Below are 17,316 nucleotides of genomic sequence, written 5' to 3' on the forward strand. Positions count from 1 at the left end.
CCGACCGTGTCGACAGTGCCCATGGTCATCCGTCGCGCCCGCGTCGCGACGTCGGCAGGCTTTGCCGCGCAGGGCTTCGTCTACGCGGTGCTCCTCACCAGCCTCGAGGGGTTCAAGGACCGGTACGGCATCGACGACGGGCAGATCACGCTCGTCGTGCTCGGCGTGTGCGTGATGGCCGCCCTCGGCACGCTGGTCGCCGACCGGGTGGCCCGGTCGAACGGCGGGAGCAGGGTCGTCCTCGGGTCGGGTCTCGCCATCGTGGCGGCCTCGGTCGTCGTGGTCGCCGTGGCACCCGGGTTCGCCTTGCTGGCCACCGGCTTCGCGGTCTACGGCGTCGGGCTGGGCATGGTCGACGCCGGCACCAACATGCAGGCCGTGGCGGTCCAGCGCGAGTACGGACGGTCGCTGCTCACGGGGTTTTACGCGTCGTGGTCGGCGGGCGGCATCGTCGGCGCGGTGCTGGTGGCGGTCACCACCGGCCGCACCCCGACCGACCCCGTCGCGGTAGCCCTGCTGTCGGGGACGCTCGTGGCGGGCCTCGCGGCCGGCTGGGTGCTCCGCAGCGCGTGGCGGGGCCGCGGTCCCGCCGGGGTGCACGCCGACGGCGTCGCGCGGCCCGACGAGGCGCTCGCGGTCCCGGTGGGTGCGGGCGAGCGGCCCGTGGTGCCGTGGGGTGCCGTGCTGCTGCTCGGGCTCGGGGTGGTGGCCTACTACGTCGCGGACACGGCCATCTCCACCTGGAGCACCATCTACCTCGGCGACGTGCTGCTCGCGGCCGCGTCGTTCGCGCCCCTGGGCTACGCCGCGTACCTCACGACGACGCTGGGCTCCCGGCTGGCCGGCGACCCCCTGGTGCGCCGGTGGGGTCGGGTGATCGTCCTGCGCGTCGCGGCGCTCGTCGGGGCCGTCGGGCTGGTGCTCGTCGTGGCCGCACCCGGGCCGTGGGTGGCGCTGGTCGGCTTCGCGATCGCCGGCGCCGGGCTCGGGGTCATCGCGCCCCTGTGCTTCTCGGCCGCCGGCGCGCTCGCCCCCGGGCACGCGGACGCGGTGGTCGCGCGGCTGAACATCTTCAACTACGTGGGGGCGGTGCTCGGCGGGGTGCTCGTGGGCGCCATCGGCAGCACGTCCTCGCTGCACTACGGCTTCCTGGTCCCGATCGTCCTGGTGGTCGCCGTGGCGGTGCTCGCCGGACGCTTCGGGGTGACCCGGGCGGAGGGCGCGCGGGCCACCGCCGACTCGGAGGCGGGCGCGTGACGCGCACCCTCGGCGACCGCCTCGACGAGGCGACGAAGGGCCTCCCCGCCCCCCTCGCGGTGATCGACCTCGACGCCCTCGACGCCAACGCGGCCGACCTGGTGCGCCGGGCCGGCGGGACACCGATCCGCGTCGCCAGCAAGTCGGTGCGCGTGCGGCACGTGCTCGAGCGGGTGCTCGCGCTTCCCGGGTTCGCCGGGGTGATGGCCTACTCGGTGCGCGAGGCGCTGTGGCTGGTCGGTCACGGCGTCGACGACGTGCTGCTGGGATACCCCAGCGTGGACACGGACGCGCTCGACGCGCTCGCAGCCGACCCCGTCGCCGCGGCCGCCGTGACCCTCATGGTCGACGACGTCGCGCAGGTCGAGCTGGCCGCCCGCGCCGCGGACGCGCACGGCGCCACGCTGCGCCTCTGCCTCGACGTCGACGCCTCCCTCCGGCTCCGGCTCGGACCGCTGGTCGCGCACCTGGGGGTGCGGCGTTCGCCCGTGCACTCGTCCTCCGACGCGGGGGTGCTGGCCGCCGCGATCGCCCGCCGGTCCGGCGTCGACGTGGTCGGTGTCATGTTCTACGAGGCGCAGGTGGCCGGGCTGCCCGACGCGTCGCCCGCCGTCCGCGCGGTCAAGCGGCTGTCCATCCGGGACCTGGCCGTGCGCCGGGCCGCCGTCGTCGACGCCGTGCAGACCGCCGTCGGCCACGAGCTGACCCTGGTGAACTCCGGCGGGTCCGGCTCGGTGGCGTCGAGCGCCGCGGACCCGGTGGTCACGGAGGTCACCGCCGGCTCCGGCCTGTTCGTGCCCACCCTGTTCGACGCCTACCGCTCGTTCACCCCCCGGCCCGCCGCGTTCTTCGGGCTCGACGTGGTGCGGATCCCCGGCCAGGGCTACGCGACCGCGTTCGGCGGCGGCTACATCGCCTCCGGACCGCCGACCGCGTCCCGCCAGCCCAGGCCCGTGTGGCCGTCGGGGCTGGCGCTCACCAGCCGCGAGGGCGCGGGCGAGGTGCAGACGCCGCTGCGGCTGTCCGGCGGCGCGGACCTGCGGGTCGGTGACCGGGTCTGGTTCCGGCACGCCAAGTCGGGCGAGGTCATGGAGCGCTTCGAGCAGGTGCACCTGGTCCGGGACACCACGATCGAGTCCACCACCCCGACGTACCGCGGCGAGCAGCGCACGTTCGGCTGACGTCCGAGCATCCGGTCGCCCCGACGCTCACTTCCTCGGACGTCACGGAAGGTCATCTGTAGCGTCCGAGCATGTGGTCGCCAGGGCGCTCAGATGCTCGGACGTTGGGGCTGGTCGGCGTGTGAAAGGCGCGAGGGTTCCGCGCCGGTAGCCTTGACCGGTGACCCTGCGCCTCTTCGACACCGCGACCCGGACGGTGCGTGACTTCGTCCCGCTCGTGCCGAACGAGGTGGGCATCTACCTGTGCGGTGCCACGGTGCAGGCACCGCCGCACATCGGGCACCTGCGGTCGGCCATCGCGTTCGACGTCCTGGTCCGCTGGCTGCGCCGCACGGGGCACCGCGTGACCCTGGTGCGCAACGTCACCGACATCGACGACAAGATCCTGGCCAAGGCCGCCGATGCCGGCGAGCCGTGGTGGGCGTGGGCCACCGCGAACGAGCGCGCGTTCAGCGCGGCCTACGACGCGCTCGGCGTACTGCCCCCCAGCCACGAGCCCCGCGCGACCGGTCACGTGCCGGCGATGATCGAGCTGATGGACCGCCTGGTCGACACCGGTCACGCCTACACGACCGGCCACGGCGACGTGTGGTTCGACGTCCGCTCCTACCCGGAGTACGGCGCGCTGACCAACCAGCGGGTCGACGACATGGTCCCGGCTCCCGACGGCACGGTCGACGACACCGCCAAGCGCGACCCCCGCGACTTCGCCCTCTGGAAGGCCGCCAAGCCGGGGGAGCCGGAGACGGCCTCCTGGGACACCCCGTTCGGCCGCGGTCGGCCCGGGTGGCACCTCGAGTGCTCGGCGATGGCGCAGCGCTACCTGGGCGACACGTTCGACATCCACGGCGGCGGCCTCGACCTGCGGTTCCCGCACCACGAGAACGAGCAGGCCCAGTCCCGCGCCGCCGGCTACGGGTTCGCGCAGTACTGGCTGCACAACGGCTGGGTCACGCAGGGCGGCTCCAAGATGAGCAAGTCGCTCGGCAACGGGCTGCTGGTCACCGTCGTGCTGGCCAAGGAGCGGGCGTCGGTGCTGCGGTACGCGATGACCGCCGTGCAGTACAGCTCGATGCTCGAGTGGACCGACGACACCCTGCGCGAGGCCGAGGCCACCTGGGACCGGCTGGCCGGCTTCGTCGAGCGCGCCGCCGAGAAGGTGGGGGTGGCCGACGACGCCGAGGTGGCGACGGTGGAGCTGCCCGCCGACTTCGTCACCGCGATGGACGACGACCTCAACGTGCCGGCCGCGCTCGCGGTGGTGCACGAGCACCTGCGGACCGGCAACTCCGCACTGGCGCACGGCGACCTGGCCGAGGCCCGCGACGCGATGGTCGTGCTGCGCGCCATGCTCGACGTGCTCGGCCTGGACCCGGGCGGCAGCCAGTGGCGCGCCCACGGCAGCGACGCCCGGTACGCCCGTGCGCTCGAGGCCGTCGTCGCCGCCGAGCTGGAGGCCCGTGCGCAGGCCCGCGCCGCCCGCGACTTCGCCACGTCCGACGCCATCCGGGACCGCCTCGCCGCGGCCGGCATCGTGGTCGAGGACTCGTCTTCCGGGGCGCGCTGGTCACTTGCCGCGCGTACAGAGGACTGATCCGGAGTGCAGCGGAGGGTGAGGGGCGCGGAGCGGCACTCGCCCGCAGCGGAGCGCAGGAGCAGTCCGACCACAAGCACCGACACTTCAGAGGAAAGCTGACCTCCAGCGGAGCGCAGGACCAGCTTGACCAGAGACAGGGAGAACTGAACATGGCTGGAAACTCCGAGCGCCGCGGGGCCGTCCGCAAGGGCAGCTCCAAGAAGGTCGCGAGCGCGGGCACCGGCGGCAAGAACCGCCGCTCGCTCGAGGGCAGGGGGCCGACGCCGAAGGCCGAGGACCGCGAGTACCACCCCGCGCACAAGGCGAAGGTCGCCGCCGAGCGGCGCGCGGTCGCAGGCACCCGCGGGACGTCCGGTCGCCAGTCGGCCGGGGCCAGCCGCAGCGCCGCCGGGTCCAAGGGCGGTCGCAAGAGCTCGACGCACGAGATCGTGTCCGGCCGGAACTCGGTGGTCGAGGCCCTGCGCGCCGGCATCCCGGTGTCGACGGTCTACATCGCCTCCCGCCTCGAGGCCGACGACCGCACGCGCGAGATCATCAGCGCGGCGGGCAACTCGAACTACCCGCTCCTCGAGGTCAGCCGCGCCGAGCTGGACCGCCTCACCGACGGCTCCGTCCACCAGGGCGTCGCCATCCAGGTGCCGCCCTACGCGTACGCGGACGACGACGACCTGCTGGACGCGGCCGCCGAGACGGACCGCCCGGCGCTCATCGTCGCGCTCGACGGCGTGACGGACCCGCGCAACCTCGGTGCCGTGCTCCGGTCCGCCGGGGCGTTCGGCGCGCACGGTGTCCTCGTGCCCGAGCGGCGCGCGGCCGGCGTGACGGCGTCGGCGTGGAAGGTGTCCGCGGGTGCGGCCGCACGCGTGCCGGTCGCCCGGGTGACCAACCTGGTGCGCACCCTGCAGAGCCTGAAGTCGGCGGGCGTGTTCGTCGTCGGCCTGGACGGCGGCGGCGACGTGTCGATCACCGACCTGCCCTACGCCACCGATCCGCTGGTGCTCGTCGTCGGCTCCGAGGGCAAGGGCCTGTCCCGGCTGGTCCGCGAGCAGTGCGACGCCATCGCGTCCATCCCGATCACGTCGGCCGTCGAGTCGCTGAACGCCGGGGTCGCCGCGGGCATCGCCCTGTTCGAGGTGTCCCGCCAGCGCTCGAGCTAGCCCAGGATCAGGTCGTCGTCGTCCCCGGTGACCTGCGGGATCATGTCGGTCTCGGGGATCTCGCCCGCCTGCACGCCGAGGATCGCCTGCTCGTCGGGACGCGTGGGCAGGATGTTCTTCACGTAGCTCTTGGCGGCCTGCTTCATCGGCACGTCGTGGCCCTGCTGCTCCGAGAGGTACCAGCGGTGGTCGAGCAGCTCGTGGTAGATCTGCGCGGGCTCCAGCTTGCCGCGCAGGTCCTTCGGCACACTGCGGACGGCGGGCTCGAAGATCTCCGTCAGCCAGTCGTGCGCGACGAACGACTCGTCGTCGCGCTGGCGGTCGGTGGCGGCGCGGAACTCGTCGAGGTCGTTGAGCAGGCGGCGGGCCTGGTTCTCCTGCACGTCGAGGCCGGTGAGCCGCATGAGCCGGCGGGAGTGGTGCCCGGCGTCGACGACCTTCGGCTGGATGCGGACGCTGGTGCCGTCCACGTCCGTGGTGATGTCGAGCTCGCCGACGTCGAAGCCCAGGTCGTTGAGGCGGTCGATACGGGCCTGCACGCGCCAGCGGTCCCCGAAGGTGAACGACTCCGACTCCGTCAGCGCGCGCCAGAGCTCGCCGTACCGCTCGGCCAGGGCGTCCCCGATGGCCACCGCGTCGACGTCCTCCTCGAGGAACTCGCCGGCCTGGAGATCCATGAGCTCACCGATGATGTTCACGCGCGCGACCTCGAGGTCGTACCCGCGCTGGCCGTCGGAGAGCTTGTCGTGCAGGTCGCCCGTCTCGGCGTCCACCAGGTAGGCGGCGAACGTCTCGGCGTCGCGGCGGAACAGGGTGTTCGACAGGGACACGTCGCCCCAGTAGAAGCCGACCAGGTGCAGGCGGACCAGCAGGACGGCGAGCGCGTCGATGAGGCGCGTGGCGGTGTCGGGGCGCAGCGACTGGCTGAACAGCGCGCGGTAGGGCAGGGAGAACGACAGGTGCTTGGTGATGAGCACCGCCTCGAGCCGCTCCCCGCTGGGGTCGCTGCGGCCGGTGATGACACCGACCGGCTCGACGCTGGGGACGTCCAGGCGGCGCAGCTGGCGCAGCAGCTCGTACTCGCGGTACGCCACCGTCTCGCCGATCTCCTTGACCGCGACCACGCGACCGGACATCTTGGCGAACCGCACGATGTGCCGGGAGATGCCGCGAGGCAGCGCGGCGAGCGTCTCGGCGGGCCAGTCCTCGAGCGGGATGTGCCACGGCAGGTCGAGGAGGGCGGGGTCGGGCGAGGCCGCGGTGATCTGCAGGCGCTGCGGCGTCGGGCTCATGGGCCGATCCTCTCAGAGAACGCCGACAGGGAAACGACAGGGCGGCCCCGGCCGAAGCCGGGACCGCCCTGTCGGGACTGCTCAGATCAGACGGCGATCCGCTCGCCCGAGCCCGCGTGGAACAGGTGGGTCTCGCCCTCGCGGATGCGGATGTAGATCGTCTGGCCCTTGGCGGGGACCTCGCGCGGGTCGACGCGCACGATGACCTGCGCGTCGCCGGCACCGGAGTGCACCGCGTCCGCGCGGCCGAACTCGTTGGTGAGCGAGCCGTAGACGAACGCGTCGGAGCCGAGCTCCTCGACGATGTTCACGATGACCGGGATGCCGTCCGGCGTGCCCTCGGGCACGACGTCGAGCGACTCGGGACGGAAACCGACCGTGACGTGGTTCTTGTCGTCGTCGGTGAACTGGCTGATGACCGAGCGCTGCACGGCGACGCGGGCACGGCCCAGGTTGGCGACGCCGTCGAGCACCGGGAACGTGCCGATGTTCATGGCCGGCGAGCCGATGAAGCCGGCGACGAAGACGTTGGCCGGGGTGTCGTACATGTCGCGCGGCGTGCCGACCTGCTGCAGGAGGCCGTCCTTGAGGACCGCGATGCGGTCACCCATGGTCAGGGCCTCGGTCTGGTCGTGCGTGACGTAGACGGTGGTGACACCGAGACGACGCTGCAGCGACGCGATCTGCGTGCGGGTCTGGACGCGGAGCTTGGCGTCGAGGTTCGACAGCGGCTCGTCCATGAGGAACACCTGGGGCGAACGCACGATGGCGCGGCCCATGGCGACGCGCTGACGCTGGCCACCCGAGAGGGCCTTCGGCTTGCGGTCGAGGTACTGGGACAGGTCGAGGATCTTGGCAGCCTCCTCGACGCGCTGACGGATCTCCGCCTTCGGGGTGCCGGCGATCTTGAGCGCGAAGCCCATGTTGTCGGCGACCGTCATGTGCGGGTACAGCGCGTAGTTCTGGAAGACCATCGCGATGTCGCGGTCCTTCGGCTGGACGTCCGTGACGTCGCGGTCGCCGATGAGGATGCGGCCCGAGTTGACGTCCTCGAGGCCCGCGAGCATGCGGAGCGACGTGGACTTGCCACAACCGGAGGGGCCGACGAGGACGAGGAACTCGCCGTCCTCGATGTGCAGGTCGAGCGAGTCGACGGCGGGGCGCTCAGTGCCGGGGTATACCCGGGAGGCCTTGTCGAAAGTGACCGTTGCCATGGCTGATCAATCCCTTCACCGGCAGGTACGTGCCGGACGATCCGTAGTGAAGAGTGTCAAGAGTGTCCTCGATGACACGGGTCCCGGAAGGAGGGTTGTCCTTCGGGACCCGGGGTCATCATGCCATATCGGTGTGGACGGTCCACACCGGACAGTGACGTTCCACACGTTCAGCCGAGCACGATCCCCGTCCCGTCGCGGAACCGGACGAGCAGCCGGCCCGCGTACTCCACGACCTGGTCGATGCCCTCCGCATCGCCCGGTGCCAGCCGGGCGAGGTCGACGCTGCGAGCGGGGCGACCGTCGGCGAGGCCGAGCGCGAGGAGCGTGCGGTCGGGGGTGACGACGACCACCACCGACCCGTCCGTGCCCAGCCAGGACGGCACCGCGCCGACCGGCACGGACCATCGGACCTCGCCCGTGCGGGCGTCGCGCGCGACGACGTCGGCACCCTGCGCGGTGTGCACGACGCCGTCGACGAGCAGCGGTTCGCCCCGGACTCCGTCGGCCCGCCAGAGCTCGTCGCCCGTGCCGGCGTCGCGGGCCACGAGGGCCACGCCGTCCCAGCCGCCGTCGTCCCCGGTGAGCAGGACGACCCCGGGTGCGGTGTCGTCGTCGACGGACAGCCGGGCGGGCAGCTCGCCGACCGTGGCGCGCGTGCCGGCACGGGTGACCAGGACGCCCCCGGGCACGGCTGTGTCCTGCCAGGGCATCCACACCAGCGCCCCGGACCTGCCGAGCTCGGCCCGCCCGTCCGCCGCGACCGCGACGTCGCCGCGCGGTGACCCGTCGGCGCCGAACAGCCAGGCGTGCCCGCTGTCGGTGAGGAGCACACGGTCGGCGTCGGCGGCGAGCTCGGGCTCGGCTCGGATCACGTCGTCGCGGATCCGGACCTCGTGGACCTGCGGCACCACGGGGGTCTCGTGCTGCCACTGCACGGACCCGGTGACGGGGTCGGTCGCGGTGAGCGTCCAGCGCACACCCCTCCGTCCGTCCTCGGTGGGCGTGGCGCGCACCAGGAGTCCGCCGGTCGCCGCCCAGAGGGACCCGGCCGGCACGGTGGGGGTCGCGAGGAGGGAGCCGGTGACCGGGTCCAGCACCGCGAGCGGAGTCGCGGCACCGCCGGACGCGACAGGGGAGACCTCGGCGGCGCACACCACCAGGGGTGCGTCGCCCGACCGCACGGTGGTGCAGCGGACCCAGACGGAGGGGAACTCGGAGCGACCGCCCGGCGGGAGCGCCGCGTCGAGCGAGAACGGCACGGACCACCGCCGGTCGCCGGTGTCGGGGTCGGTGCCGCGCAGGGTCACTCCGCCCGGGTGGTAGTCGGCGCCGACGGCCCAGCCACCCGCGCCGTCGCCCGCCACGAGGGAGCCGACGTCCGGCGTCCACCGCCACAGCACGGTCGGGGGGTCAGCGAGGGTGCGCAGGACGCCGGGCACGTCCGCGAGGTACCGCAGCCGTGCGCGCTCGCGGGCGTCGAGCCAGGACTGCACACCGACCAGGACCAGCACGAGCGCGACGAGAGCCGCGATCACCCGGGCCGAGTGCCGCCGCGCTCTCGAGGCGACCCGGGCACTGCTCCCGTCGGGCTCCTCGAGCTCCACGGGCGCGAGGTGCGGGGCCCGCCCGACCGGGGCGCTCATCGCTCACCCGAGGACGGCGACGGAGCCGCTGTCCATCCACACGTACAGCCGCGGGTCGTGCCAGCCGGACCGGAAGCCCTGCACGAAGACGGTGGACCGGTCGCCGGCCACCTCCTCGGACAGGTCGGTGCTCCAGGCCAGCGTCCCGTCGCGCAGCGAGTACGCCTCCAGCGTCACCCCGAGCCCGGGGACCAGCAGGTACGTGCCGTCCGTCGCCAGCTGGTGCGCCAGGCGCTCGAGCGGGGTGCGCCACAGCACCTCGCCGGTGGTCGCGTCGAGCGCGCGCAGGGAGTCGCTGGTGGCCACGTAGAGGGTCCCGTCCAGCATCAGGGCGGCGACGATCGTCCCCGGCAGGTGCCAGATGCGCTCGCCGGTGCGTGCGGAGCGGCCGCTGAGCCCGTCGGTCCCCTGCCCGCCCTCGCCGACCGTGAGCACCACGTCCGGGGCGGAGCCGTCGTCGACCGCGAGCCAGCCGGCCGTCTCGTCGATGGGGACCTGCGTGCCGTTCTCCAGCACCAGGGCGCCCTGGTACAGGTCCGACGACGTCCAGGTGCTCTTGATGAACACCCCCGCGCGGGCGGGCTGGAGCCACGACGCGGGCTCGAGCGGCACGTCACGCACCAGCTCCCCGTCGCTCGTGAGGATCCAGGCGTGGTCGTCGATCCCGACCACGACCCGGTCCTCGTGGGTCTGGAGCGAGGCCCCGCTCGTCCCGGACAGCCCCTCCGGGCCGTCGTCGCGGCTGACGACGCCGGACAGCGGCGAGGACCACGTCCAGCGCGTGTCGCCGCCGACGGGGTCGGTGGCCGTGACCGCCCAGCGCACCGCGTCCGCGTCGGGCCTCGCCGGGCTGCCGTCGTCGGTCACCCTCTCGACGACCACCATCGCGTCGTCCGTGAACGCGAGCCCCGAGCCGCCGTCGACCACGCGCTCGGCGAGCAGCCTGCCGTCGTCCGGGTCGAGCACCCAGACCGCCGACGAGGGGATGCCCTGGACGCCCTCGCCGTACTGCTGCGAGACGCACGCGGCCACGTGCGAACCCTCGTGGCGCACCGCGCTGCACGCGATCCAGAGCTCGGGCGAGGAGCTCGTGGGGGTCGGCTGGGGGGTGGGGAGGTCCACCGGGGTGATCCAGGCGACGGCCCCGGTGTCCGGGTCGAGCCCGACGACCGAGGGGGCGCCGTCCGCGTCCTGGATCCCGCCGACGAGCACGCCGTCGACCATCGCGCCGGACTGGAGCGCGGCCGCCAGCCGGGCTTCGGCCCGCCAGATCACGCCGATCGACGAGTCCGCGGGCGGCACGACGCCGGGGATGGCGGCCAGCGCGGCCAGGCGGGCGGCCTCGCGGCGGTCGATCACGAGCTGGGTGACCAGGAGCGTCGCGGCCAGGACCGCGGCGGTCGGCACGAGCGTCCGGGCGTGCCGACGCAGCCACGTCCGGGCGGCCAGCACGTCGTCGGTCCGCCGTTCGGGGGCGTCCTCGTCGAGCGCGACGTCCACACGACCGCCGGGCACCCGGGCCGAGGGGGACCGCACGGGCTCGTCCGCAGCCTCGACGAGCTCGACCTGGTGCATGCGGCCGGGCATCTTCCGCACGCTACGCCTCGGTCGTGCGACCGACCACCAGAGGTCTCAGAGGCGGTCGGCGAGCTCCGTCAGCGCGGCCACCAGCTCCTCGGGGCCGTCGACGCGGTAGCGCGCCGTCGTCGTCCCCTGACCCACCTTGACGGTCAGGTCGTCGGCACGGAGCGCCTCGAACGCGTGCTCGTCGGTGACGTCGTCGCCCGCGTACAGGACCACGGCCGCCCCGAGCTCGTCGCGCAGCGCCGTGAGCGCCTCACCCTTGCTGGCCCGCAGCACCGAGATCTCGACGACGTCCTTGCCGTGCAGGACGCCCGAGCCCAGACGCTCCCCGAGGACGATCGCCTCCTCCTCCGCCGGACGGGCCACCGCGTCCTCGGCGAGGCGGGTGTGCACGACGACGGCGGTCGGCTTGGTCTCCACCCAGACGCCGTCGCGGCCGCGGGTGATCCGGGCCGCCTCGGCGCCGAGGGTCGCCAGCCGGTCGGCCTGCTCGTCGGTCAGCCGGACGACGTCGCGGTCGAGGCCGAACGTCGTCACGCGCGCACGCTCCGCGCCGTGGCTGCCGATGAGGTACGTCCCGGCCGGCACCTGCGCCAGCGTGTGCAGGTCGTGCATGGCGCGGCCGGACACCAGCGCGAGCGCCACGCCCGACGTCCCGGCCAGCCGGTCGAGCGCGTCGACGCCCTCGGGGAGGATCCGGGACGCGGCCGGGTCGTCCTGGAGCGGTGCCAGCGTGCCGTCGAAGTCGAGGGCGACCAGGAGCGGGCGGCGCGTCGGGTCCGCGGCGAGGGCGTCGAGCGCGGCGGCGAGGTCGTCAGCCACGGGTGCCTCGCACGGGTACCGCGTTCAGTGCGGCCAGGAAGTCCTCGGACCAGGCCACCACGTCGTGCCCGAGCACGCGGCGCCGCAGCCGTCGCATGCGCTTGCGGGACTCGCGCCCGTCCATGTGCACCGCGTACGTGATGGCGTCCTTCATCCCGTCGATGTCGTGCGGGTTCACCAGCACCGCTCCTGTCAGCTCGTCGGCGGCGCCCGTGAACTCGGAGAGCACCAGGGCGCCGCGGTCGTCGGACCTGGCCGCCACGTACTCCTTGGCGACCAGGTTCATGCCGTCCCGCAGCGCGGTCACCAACATGACGTCGGCCGCCAGGTACAGCGCCGCCATCTCCTCCATGGGGAACGACTGGTGCAGGTACTGCACCGGCGCGTGACCCACCTGCCCGTAGTCGCCGTTGATGCGGCCGACCAGCAGCTCCACGTCGTCGCGCAGGGTCTGGTACGCCCCGACGTTCTCCCGGCTCGGGCTCGCCACCTGCACGAGCGTGGTGCTCTGCGGGGACAGGCGCTCCTCGGACAGCAGCTCGCCGTAGGCCTTGATCCGGTGCCGGATGCCCTTGGTGTAGTCGAGCCGGTCGACGCCCAGCAGCAGGTACTCGGGGTCACCCAGCTCCCGGCGGATCTGCAGGGCGCGCTCGCGGACGGCGTCGGTCCGGGCGAGCTCGTCGAACGCGTGCGAGTCGATCGAGATGGGGAACGCCGCGGCGCGCACGTGCCGACCCGGCCCGGTGTGCCCGTCGGGCTCCGCCAACGTCACCACCTGGCCGCGCGTCGTCAGGTCCGTGAGCCTCCGCACCACGCGGACGAAGTTGGCGGCGTCACCGGCCCGCTGGAACCCGACGAGGTCCGCCCCGAGCAGGCCCTCGATCACCTGCACCCGCCACGGCAGCTGGGCGAACAGCTCCAGGGGCGGGAACGGGATGTGGTGGAAGTAGCCGATGCGCAGGTCCGGCCGCAGCTCCCGCAGCAGCTGGGGGACCAGCTGGAGCTGGTAGTCGTGCACCCAGACCGTGGCGCCCGCGGCGGCCTGCGCGGCGGCGGCCTCCGCGAAGCGCTGGTTGACCTTCCGGTAGGAGTCCCACCACTGCCGGTGGTACGCCGGCGGCTCGATGACGTCGTGGTACAGCGGCCACAGGGTGTCGTTGGAGAAGCCCTCGTAGAACTTCTCGAGGTCGTCCTCGGTGAGCACCACCGGGATCAGCTCGGTGCCGTCGACGTCGAACGGTTCGAGCTCGAGGTCGGGTGACCCGCCCCAGCCCACCCAGGCGCCGGACGTGCTCGCCATCACGGGGGCGAGCGCGGTGACCAGGCCCCCGGGGGAACGTGTCCAGGTGGGTTCGCCGTCGTCGTCGAGGGTCACGTCCACAGGCAGCCGGTTCGCGACGACGACGAAGTCGTAGCCGTGCGCGGGCGCGTCGGTAGGCACCAGATCAACTCCTCGGGTCTGCGACCGACCCTATCTGTGCTGGTCGGACTCTGTGCTGGTCGGACCGCGCGTTGCCGGGCGGGGTGCTGAGGGCTCCGGCTACGGTGCGGGGATGGAGCGGATGGGGCTGGAGCCCGGGACGGAGATCGGCGGATACACCGTCGTCGCCCCCCTGGGCTCGGGCGGGATGGGGACGGTCTACCGGGCGGTCGACGGCGGTGGCGACGCGGTCGCGCTCAAGATGCTGCACCCGCACATCGGGTCTGACGCGGTCGCGCGCGACCGGCTGCGCCGCGAGGTGCACGCGCTCCAGAAGCTGCGGCACCCGGGCGTGGCCGCGATCCTCGACGCCGAGGCCGACTCGACCGAGGCGTTCCTGGTCACCGAGCTCGTGCCCGGCGACAACCTCGAGGAGCATGTGCGCGAGCGCGGGCCGCTCGACGCCGAGGAGCTCCTGGACCTGGCCGAGGGGCTGCGCGACGCCCTCGTGGCCGTGCACGGCGCCGGCGTGGTGCACCGCGACCTCAAGCCGTCGAACGTGATCGTCGGCGACGACGGCCCGGTGCTCATCGACTTCGGCATCGCGCAGGCCGCGGACGACTCCAAGCTCACCGCCGAGGGGATGGTCCTGGGCACGCCCGGCTACCTCGCGCCCGAGCTGCTGGACGGCGACGAGCCCGACGAGTCCTCCGACTTCTGGGGCTGGGCGGCGATCCTGGCGTTCGCGGCCACCGGCCGGGACCCGTTCGGCACGCGTCCGCTGGAGGTCGTGCTCGCGCGGGCACGCTCGGGGGACGTGGACCTCGCCGGGCTCGGGCCGCTGACCACCGCCGCGCTCCGGCACGCCCTGGCACCGGCCGTGGCCGACCGCACGTCCCCGGACGACGTGGTCGCCGCGCTGACGGTCGTCGTCGCGGAGGGCGAGTCGATGGCCGACGAGACCGACACCGCGGTGCTCGTCGCCGACGATCTGGTCGGGACCACCGTCCTGGCGGCCGAGCCGGTGACCGTGGCGGTCGCGTCCGGCACCGTGCCCCCGGCGGTCGCTAACGACGGGCACACCCGCGCCTTCGACCCGACCGACCTCGGGGCCGACGGGGAGTGGGAGGCGGACCCCGACGATCCTGACGGGGTCGACTGGATCAACGACGACCTCGACGCGTCCGAGGAGCCCGAGCCCGAGGGTTCCGGGTACGAGCGCCCGCCCGCCCGCCGACGCTGGGGCACGCTGCTCGCCGCCGCGCTGCTGCTGGGCTCCGCCGGCGCGCTGTACCCGGGCGTGACGCTCATCGTGTTCGCGGTGCTGGTGCTGGTCGTGCGGACCGCCGGGTCCACGGTCGAGGCCATGTACGGCCGCCGGGAGCGCGCCGGGGTGCGCCGCTCCGACCGGGCCGTCGCCGCCGCCACCGTGCCGTGGCACGTGCTGCGCTCGCTCGTCGGGCTGATCCCGTCGCTCGTCGTCGGGGCCAGCGTCGTCGTGATCCTGCTCGGCCTGTCGTGGTGGCTGATCGGCGACGGCCGCTGGGTGATCGGCGACTCACCGTCCGGGCAGGAGCCTCAGGGCCTGACCGCGGCGATCCTCGTCGGCACGATCGTCCTGCTCGGCGCGGCGGTCGTCTGGTGGGGACCGCTGTCGCTGATGACCCGCATCGGCGCCCGCCGGGTGCTCGCGGTCGTGGCGCCGGGCCGGACCGGCGCGCTGGTCGCCACGGTGGTCCTGCTGGCGGCCTCCGCGGTCTTCCTCGCCCAGATCTTCAGCGGCAGCGAGATCACCTGGGCCCCGCTGCCCACCCCCGTCCTGCCCTGAGCCGTCTCGCCATGCGGGACCCTTCTGGCGCGCCGCCGCGTCACCCTCTTGGGTGAAGGCTCGGTGGTCCGGGGAGGAGCGCGGGGATGTCGCTGGAGGCAGAGGCCGATGTGGTGACGGGTCGACGCAGCAACGGCGACCTGGTCCGGTTCGACCGGCGCACCGGGGCGCTGGGAGTCTTTCGCGGCGAGGTGATCGTGGCGTACTTCCGTCCCGACGAGGGGTACGAGTTCTTCCTGCGCGAGATCGCCAAGTGACCTCGTTCGACGACGACTTCACGGCCCTGGTGCGCGCCCGTGGCGTGTGGCGCGACGACACCCCCTCCGCCGTGCTCGAGCGCTGGTCGAGCTTCGTGGCCGAGTGCGAGCACGGCTACCGGGGCGACGAGTTCGCGTACGCCAACGAGGCGATGTCGCGCACCACGCTCGAGGCGGCGCTGACCGACCCGTCGCTGGCCCGCCACCCGGAGGCGGCACTGCTGCGGCGCCGGGTGGAGGCGGTCGACGCCCGGTTCCGCCCGCTGCTCGTCGAGCACGCGTTCCCGCGGATCGACCCCGACGAGTGGTGGCTGCGGGGGATCGTGCGTCGGGCAGGCGGGCGGCTGGCGCAGGACTGGAAGCGGTCGTTCGGGTTCGACATCGAGGTGGTCCGGCGGCCCCGTCCGTCGTGACGAGGCCCGGATCCTCAGCAGCGCCCCCTACGCTGTGCCGCATGATCGCGCGACGAGGGCCGCACCTGGCCGTCGCGCGCCTGTCTCTGGTGGTCGCGTTCGTGCTGGCGGGGCTGGCCGCCGCGGTCGCCGCCGAGGGTCGCGTGCTGCTGCACGACTGCGTGAGCGCCGGGGGAGTGCTCGGCCCGCTCGGGCTGCGCCTGTCGGTGCTCCGCGACGCCGCCGACTGCCCCGAGGGCGCCTACGGACTGGGCACGGTGTCGCAGGGCGCCGTCGTGCTGCTCAGCGTGGCGGCGCCCGTCGCGGCCCTGTACCTCCTGCTCACCGCGTGCGGAGTCGGGCTGTCCGCCGTGCTCGTGCGTGCGGGGCGCCAGCTGCGGCGGCTGCTCGGCCAGGCACTGCGCGGCGGCCTGCGCGCCGCCCGACCGCTGCCTGTCGCCTCCGGTGCGCACCTGGTCCCGCAGCCCGCCGTCCCGTCGTGGACCGAGCGGGTGCTCGTCGGCAGCATCGCGCGACGGGGTCCCCCCGCGGCGGCCTGACCGCGCACCCACCCGTCGTCCCCTTCGTCCCACCAGGAGCACCCATGCCCACCAACGACCCGCGTCCCACCAAGGCGGTGCGACGCGACGAGGCTCGCCTCAAGGCCGCGCAGATGCGCAAGGAGCAGGAGCGCAAGGCCAAGCGGAACCGGATCCTCGCGATCTCCGGCCTCGCCGTCGCCGTCCTCGCGCTCGTCGCCGTCGCGTTCACGATCGTCAACCAGAACAAGGCCAACGAGGCCGCCAACTCCGACGTCGTCTACGGCCAGGACGCCGAGAACGTCGTCGCACCCCTGCTCGCCGACGTCACCTCGCCGGCCACCGCCAACGACAAGGGCGGCATCCCGGTCAGCGGCGACGGCGTCGGCAAGGTCGGCGACGGTGACGTCGACCTGACCATCTACTTCGACTACATGTGCCCCTACTGCGGCGAGTTCGACGCCACCAACGCGGCCGACCTGGACGCGATGATCGAGGAGGGCGGCGTGACCATCACGTACCACCCGATCTCGATCCTCGACCGCATGTCCGCGGGCAGCTCGTACTCCACCCGGACCGCCAACGCGACGGCGATCGTGGCCGACCAGGCTCCCGAGCAGTTCACCGCGTTCGTCACGGCCCTGTACGAGGACCAGCCGGCGGAGGGCACCTCGGGCCGGACCGACGCCGAGATCAAGAAGATCGCCACGGACGTCGGCGTGCCGGCCGAGGTGGCCGACACGTTCACCGACACCGTGGACGGCACCTTCGCCACGGACACCGAGGACTCGGTCGCCGGCACGTGGCGGACGTTCGCCCCGTGGGTCGCGGCCGCGACCAACCAGGCCGGTCTCGACCTGCCCAAGCTGTCCACCCCGGCCGTGCTGATCAACGGCACGGACTTCAGCGGGTGGCAGACGCCCGGCGCCCTCAAGGCCGCCGTCGAGGCCGCCAAGTCCTGACCCCTCGGACGACCGGGCGCTCCCCATGCGGGAGCGCCCGGTTATCCTGGGCGCGCCCGCCTCCTTAGCTCAGTCGGCCAGAGCACCTGTCTTGTAAACAGGGGGTCATCGGTTCGAATCCGATAGGGGGCTCCATCGCCACGCCGCGGTCATCCCGCGGTCGGCGGC

15 protein-coding genes and 1 tRNA gene are annotated in these 17,316 nt (G+C 73.6%); 10 read left to right on the top strand and 6 right to left on the bottom strand.

From position 1 onward, the window contains the following. Positions 1-21 precede the first annotated feature (21 nt). From ACO06A_RS11210 to rlmB, 4 genes are all read left to right on the top strand, one after another. Positions 22-1,257 carry an MFS transporter gene (locus ACO06A_RS11210; RefSeq protein ID WP_421736053.1) on the top strand — a complete coding sequence of 412 codons (1,236 nt, stop codon included), beginning with the start codon at positions 22-24 and terminating at the stop codon, positions 1,255-1,257. Beyond that, the gene (locus tag ACO06A_RS11215; protein WP_421732271.1) at positions 1,254-2,438 is read left to right on the top strand and encodes an alanine racemase; all 1,185 of its coding nucleotides are present in this window, start codon (positions 1,254-1,256) and stop codon (positions 2,436-2,438) included. The genes ACO06A_RS11210 and ACO06A_RS11215 overlap by 4 nt, the downstream gene beginning before the upstream one ends. Positions 2,439-2,598: 160 nt before the next feature. Then, entirely contained in the window at positions 2,599-4,032 is a 1,434-nt protein-coding gene (gene cysS, locus ACO06A_RS11220; protein ID WP_421732272.1) for a cysteine--tRNA ligase, read from the top strand. Positions 4,033-4,184: 152 nt separating this feature from the next. After that, positions 4,185-5,192, top strand: coding sequence for a 23S rRNA (guanosine(2251)-2'-O)-methyltransferase RlmB (rlmB, locus tag ACO06A_RS11225; RefSeq protein WP_421732273.1), 1,008 nt, complete (start codon positions 4,185-4,187; stop codon positions 5,190-5,192). Here the strand turns inward: rlmB and ACO06A_RS11230 are convergent. From ACO06A_RS11230 to ACO06A_RS11255, 6 genes are all read right to left on the bottom strand, one after another. Then, positions 5,189-6,484 (bottom strand): DUF4032 domain-containing protein, encoded by a 1,296-nt coding sequence (locus ACO06A_RS11230; protein ID WP_175348815.1) that lies wholly within the window; start codon positions 6,482-6,484, stop codon positions 5,189-5,191. The genes rlmB and ACO06A_RS11230 overlap by 4 nt on opposite strands. A gap of 86 nt (positions 6,485-6,570) precedes the next feature. Continuing rightward, positions 6,571-7,698 carry an ABC transporter ATP-binding protein gene (locus tag ACO06A_RS11235; RefSeq protein ID WP_421732274.1) on the bottom strand — a complete coding sequence of 376 codons (1,128 nt, stop codon included), beginning with the start codon at positions 7,696-7,698 and terminating at the stop codon, positions 6,571-6,573. 170 nt (positions 7,699-7,868) lie between these two features. Continuing rightward, positions 7,869-9,344 (bottom strand): hypothetical protein, encoded by a 1,476-nt coding sequence (locus ACO06A_RS11240; protein WP_421732275.1) that lies wholly within the window; start codon positions 9,342-9,344, stop codon positions 7,869-7,871. Between the two features lie 3 nt (positions 9,345-9,347). Then, a complete protein-coding gene (locus tag ACO06A_RS11245) occupies positions 9,348-10,931 on the bottom strand; it encodes a PQQ-binding-like beta-propeller repeat protein (RefSeq protein ID WP_421732276.1) in 1,584 nt (527 codons plus the stop codon). A 45-nt stretch (positions 10,932-10,976) separates the two neighbouring features. Then, positions 10,977-11,750 carry a trehalose-phosphatase gene (gene otsB, locus ACO06A_RS11250; RefSeq protein WP_421732277.1) on the bottom strand — a complete coding sequence of 258 codons (774 nt, stop codon included), beginning with the start codon at positions 11,748-11,750 and terminating at the stop codon, positions 10,977-10,979. Continuing rightward, positions 11,743-13,191: an alpha,alpha-trehalose-phosphate synthase (UDP-forming) gene (locus ACO06A_RS11255; RefSeq protein WP_421732278.1), complete on the bottom strand. Its 1,449-nt coding sequence runs from the start codon at positions 13,189-13,191 to the stop codon at positions 11,743-11,745. Before ACO06A_RS11255 ends, otsB begins: the two co-directional genes overlap by 8 nt. Positions 13,192-13,303: 112 nt before the next feature. On the opposite strand from ACO06A_RS11255, the gene ACO06A_RS11260 reads away from it, so the two are divergent. The 6 genes from ACO06A_RS11260 to ACO06A_RS11285 all read left to right on the top strand — a co-directional run bounded on the left by ACO06A_RS11260 (position 13,304) and on the right by ACO06A_RS11285 (position 17,283). Next, complete coding sequence (locus ACO06A_RS11260; RefSeq protein WP_421732279.1) at positions 13,304-14,998, top strand: serine/threonine-protein kinase; 1,695 nt, start codon at positions 13,304-13,306, stop codon at positions 14,996-14,998. 86 nt (positions 14,999-15,084) lie between these two features. Continuing rightward, the gene (locus ACO06A_RS11265) at positions 15,085-15,255 is read left to right on the top strand and encodes a hypothetical protein (RefSeq protein ID WP_421732280.1); all 171 of its coding nucleotides are present in this window, start codon (positions 15,085-15,087) and stop codon (positions 15,253-15,255) included. Beyond that, complete coding sequence (locus tag ACO06A_RS11270; protein WP_421732281.1) at positions 15,252-15,668, top strand: hypothetical protein; 417 nt, start codon at positions 15,252-15,254, stop codon at positions 15,666-15,668. The genes ACO06A_RS11265 and ACO06A_RS11270 overlap by 4 nt, the downstream gene beginning before the upstream one ends. Positions 15,669-15,709: 41 nt before the next feature. Next, a complete protein-coding gene (locus ACO06A_RS11275) occupies positions 15,710-16,207 on the top strand; it encodes a hypothetical protein (protein WP_421732282.1) in 498 nt (165 codons plus the stop codon). A gap of 44 nt (positions 16,208-16,251) precedes the next feature. Then, positions 16,252-17,148 (top strand): DsbA family protein, encoded by an 897-nt coding sequence (locus ACO06A_RS11280; RefSeq protein ID WP_421732284.1) that lies wholly within the window; start codon positions 16,252-16,254, stop codon positions 17,146-17,148. Between the two features lie 58 nt (positions 17,149-17,206). Further along, a tRNA-Thr gene (locus ACO06A_RS11285) sits at positions 17,207-17,283 on the top strand. Positions 17,284-17,316: the final 33 nt, after the last annotated feature.

The sequence above is a fragment of the Cellulomonas sp. genome (genome assembly GCF_965229465.1).
Lineage (GTDB): Bacteria > Actinomycetota > Actinomycetes > Actinomycetales > Cellulomonadaceae > Cellulomonas.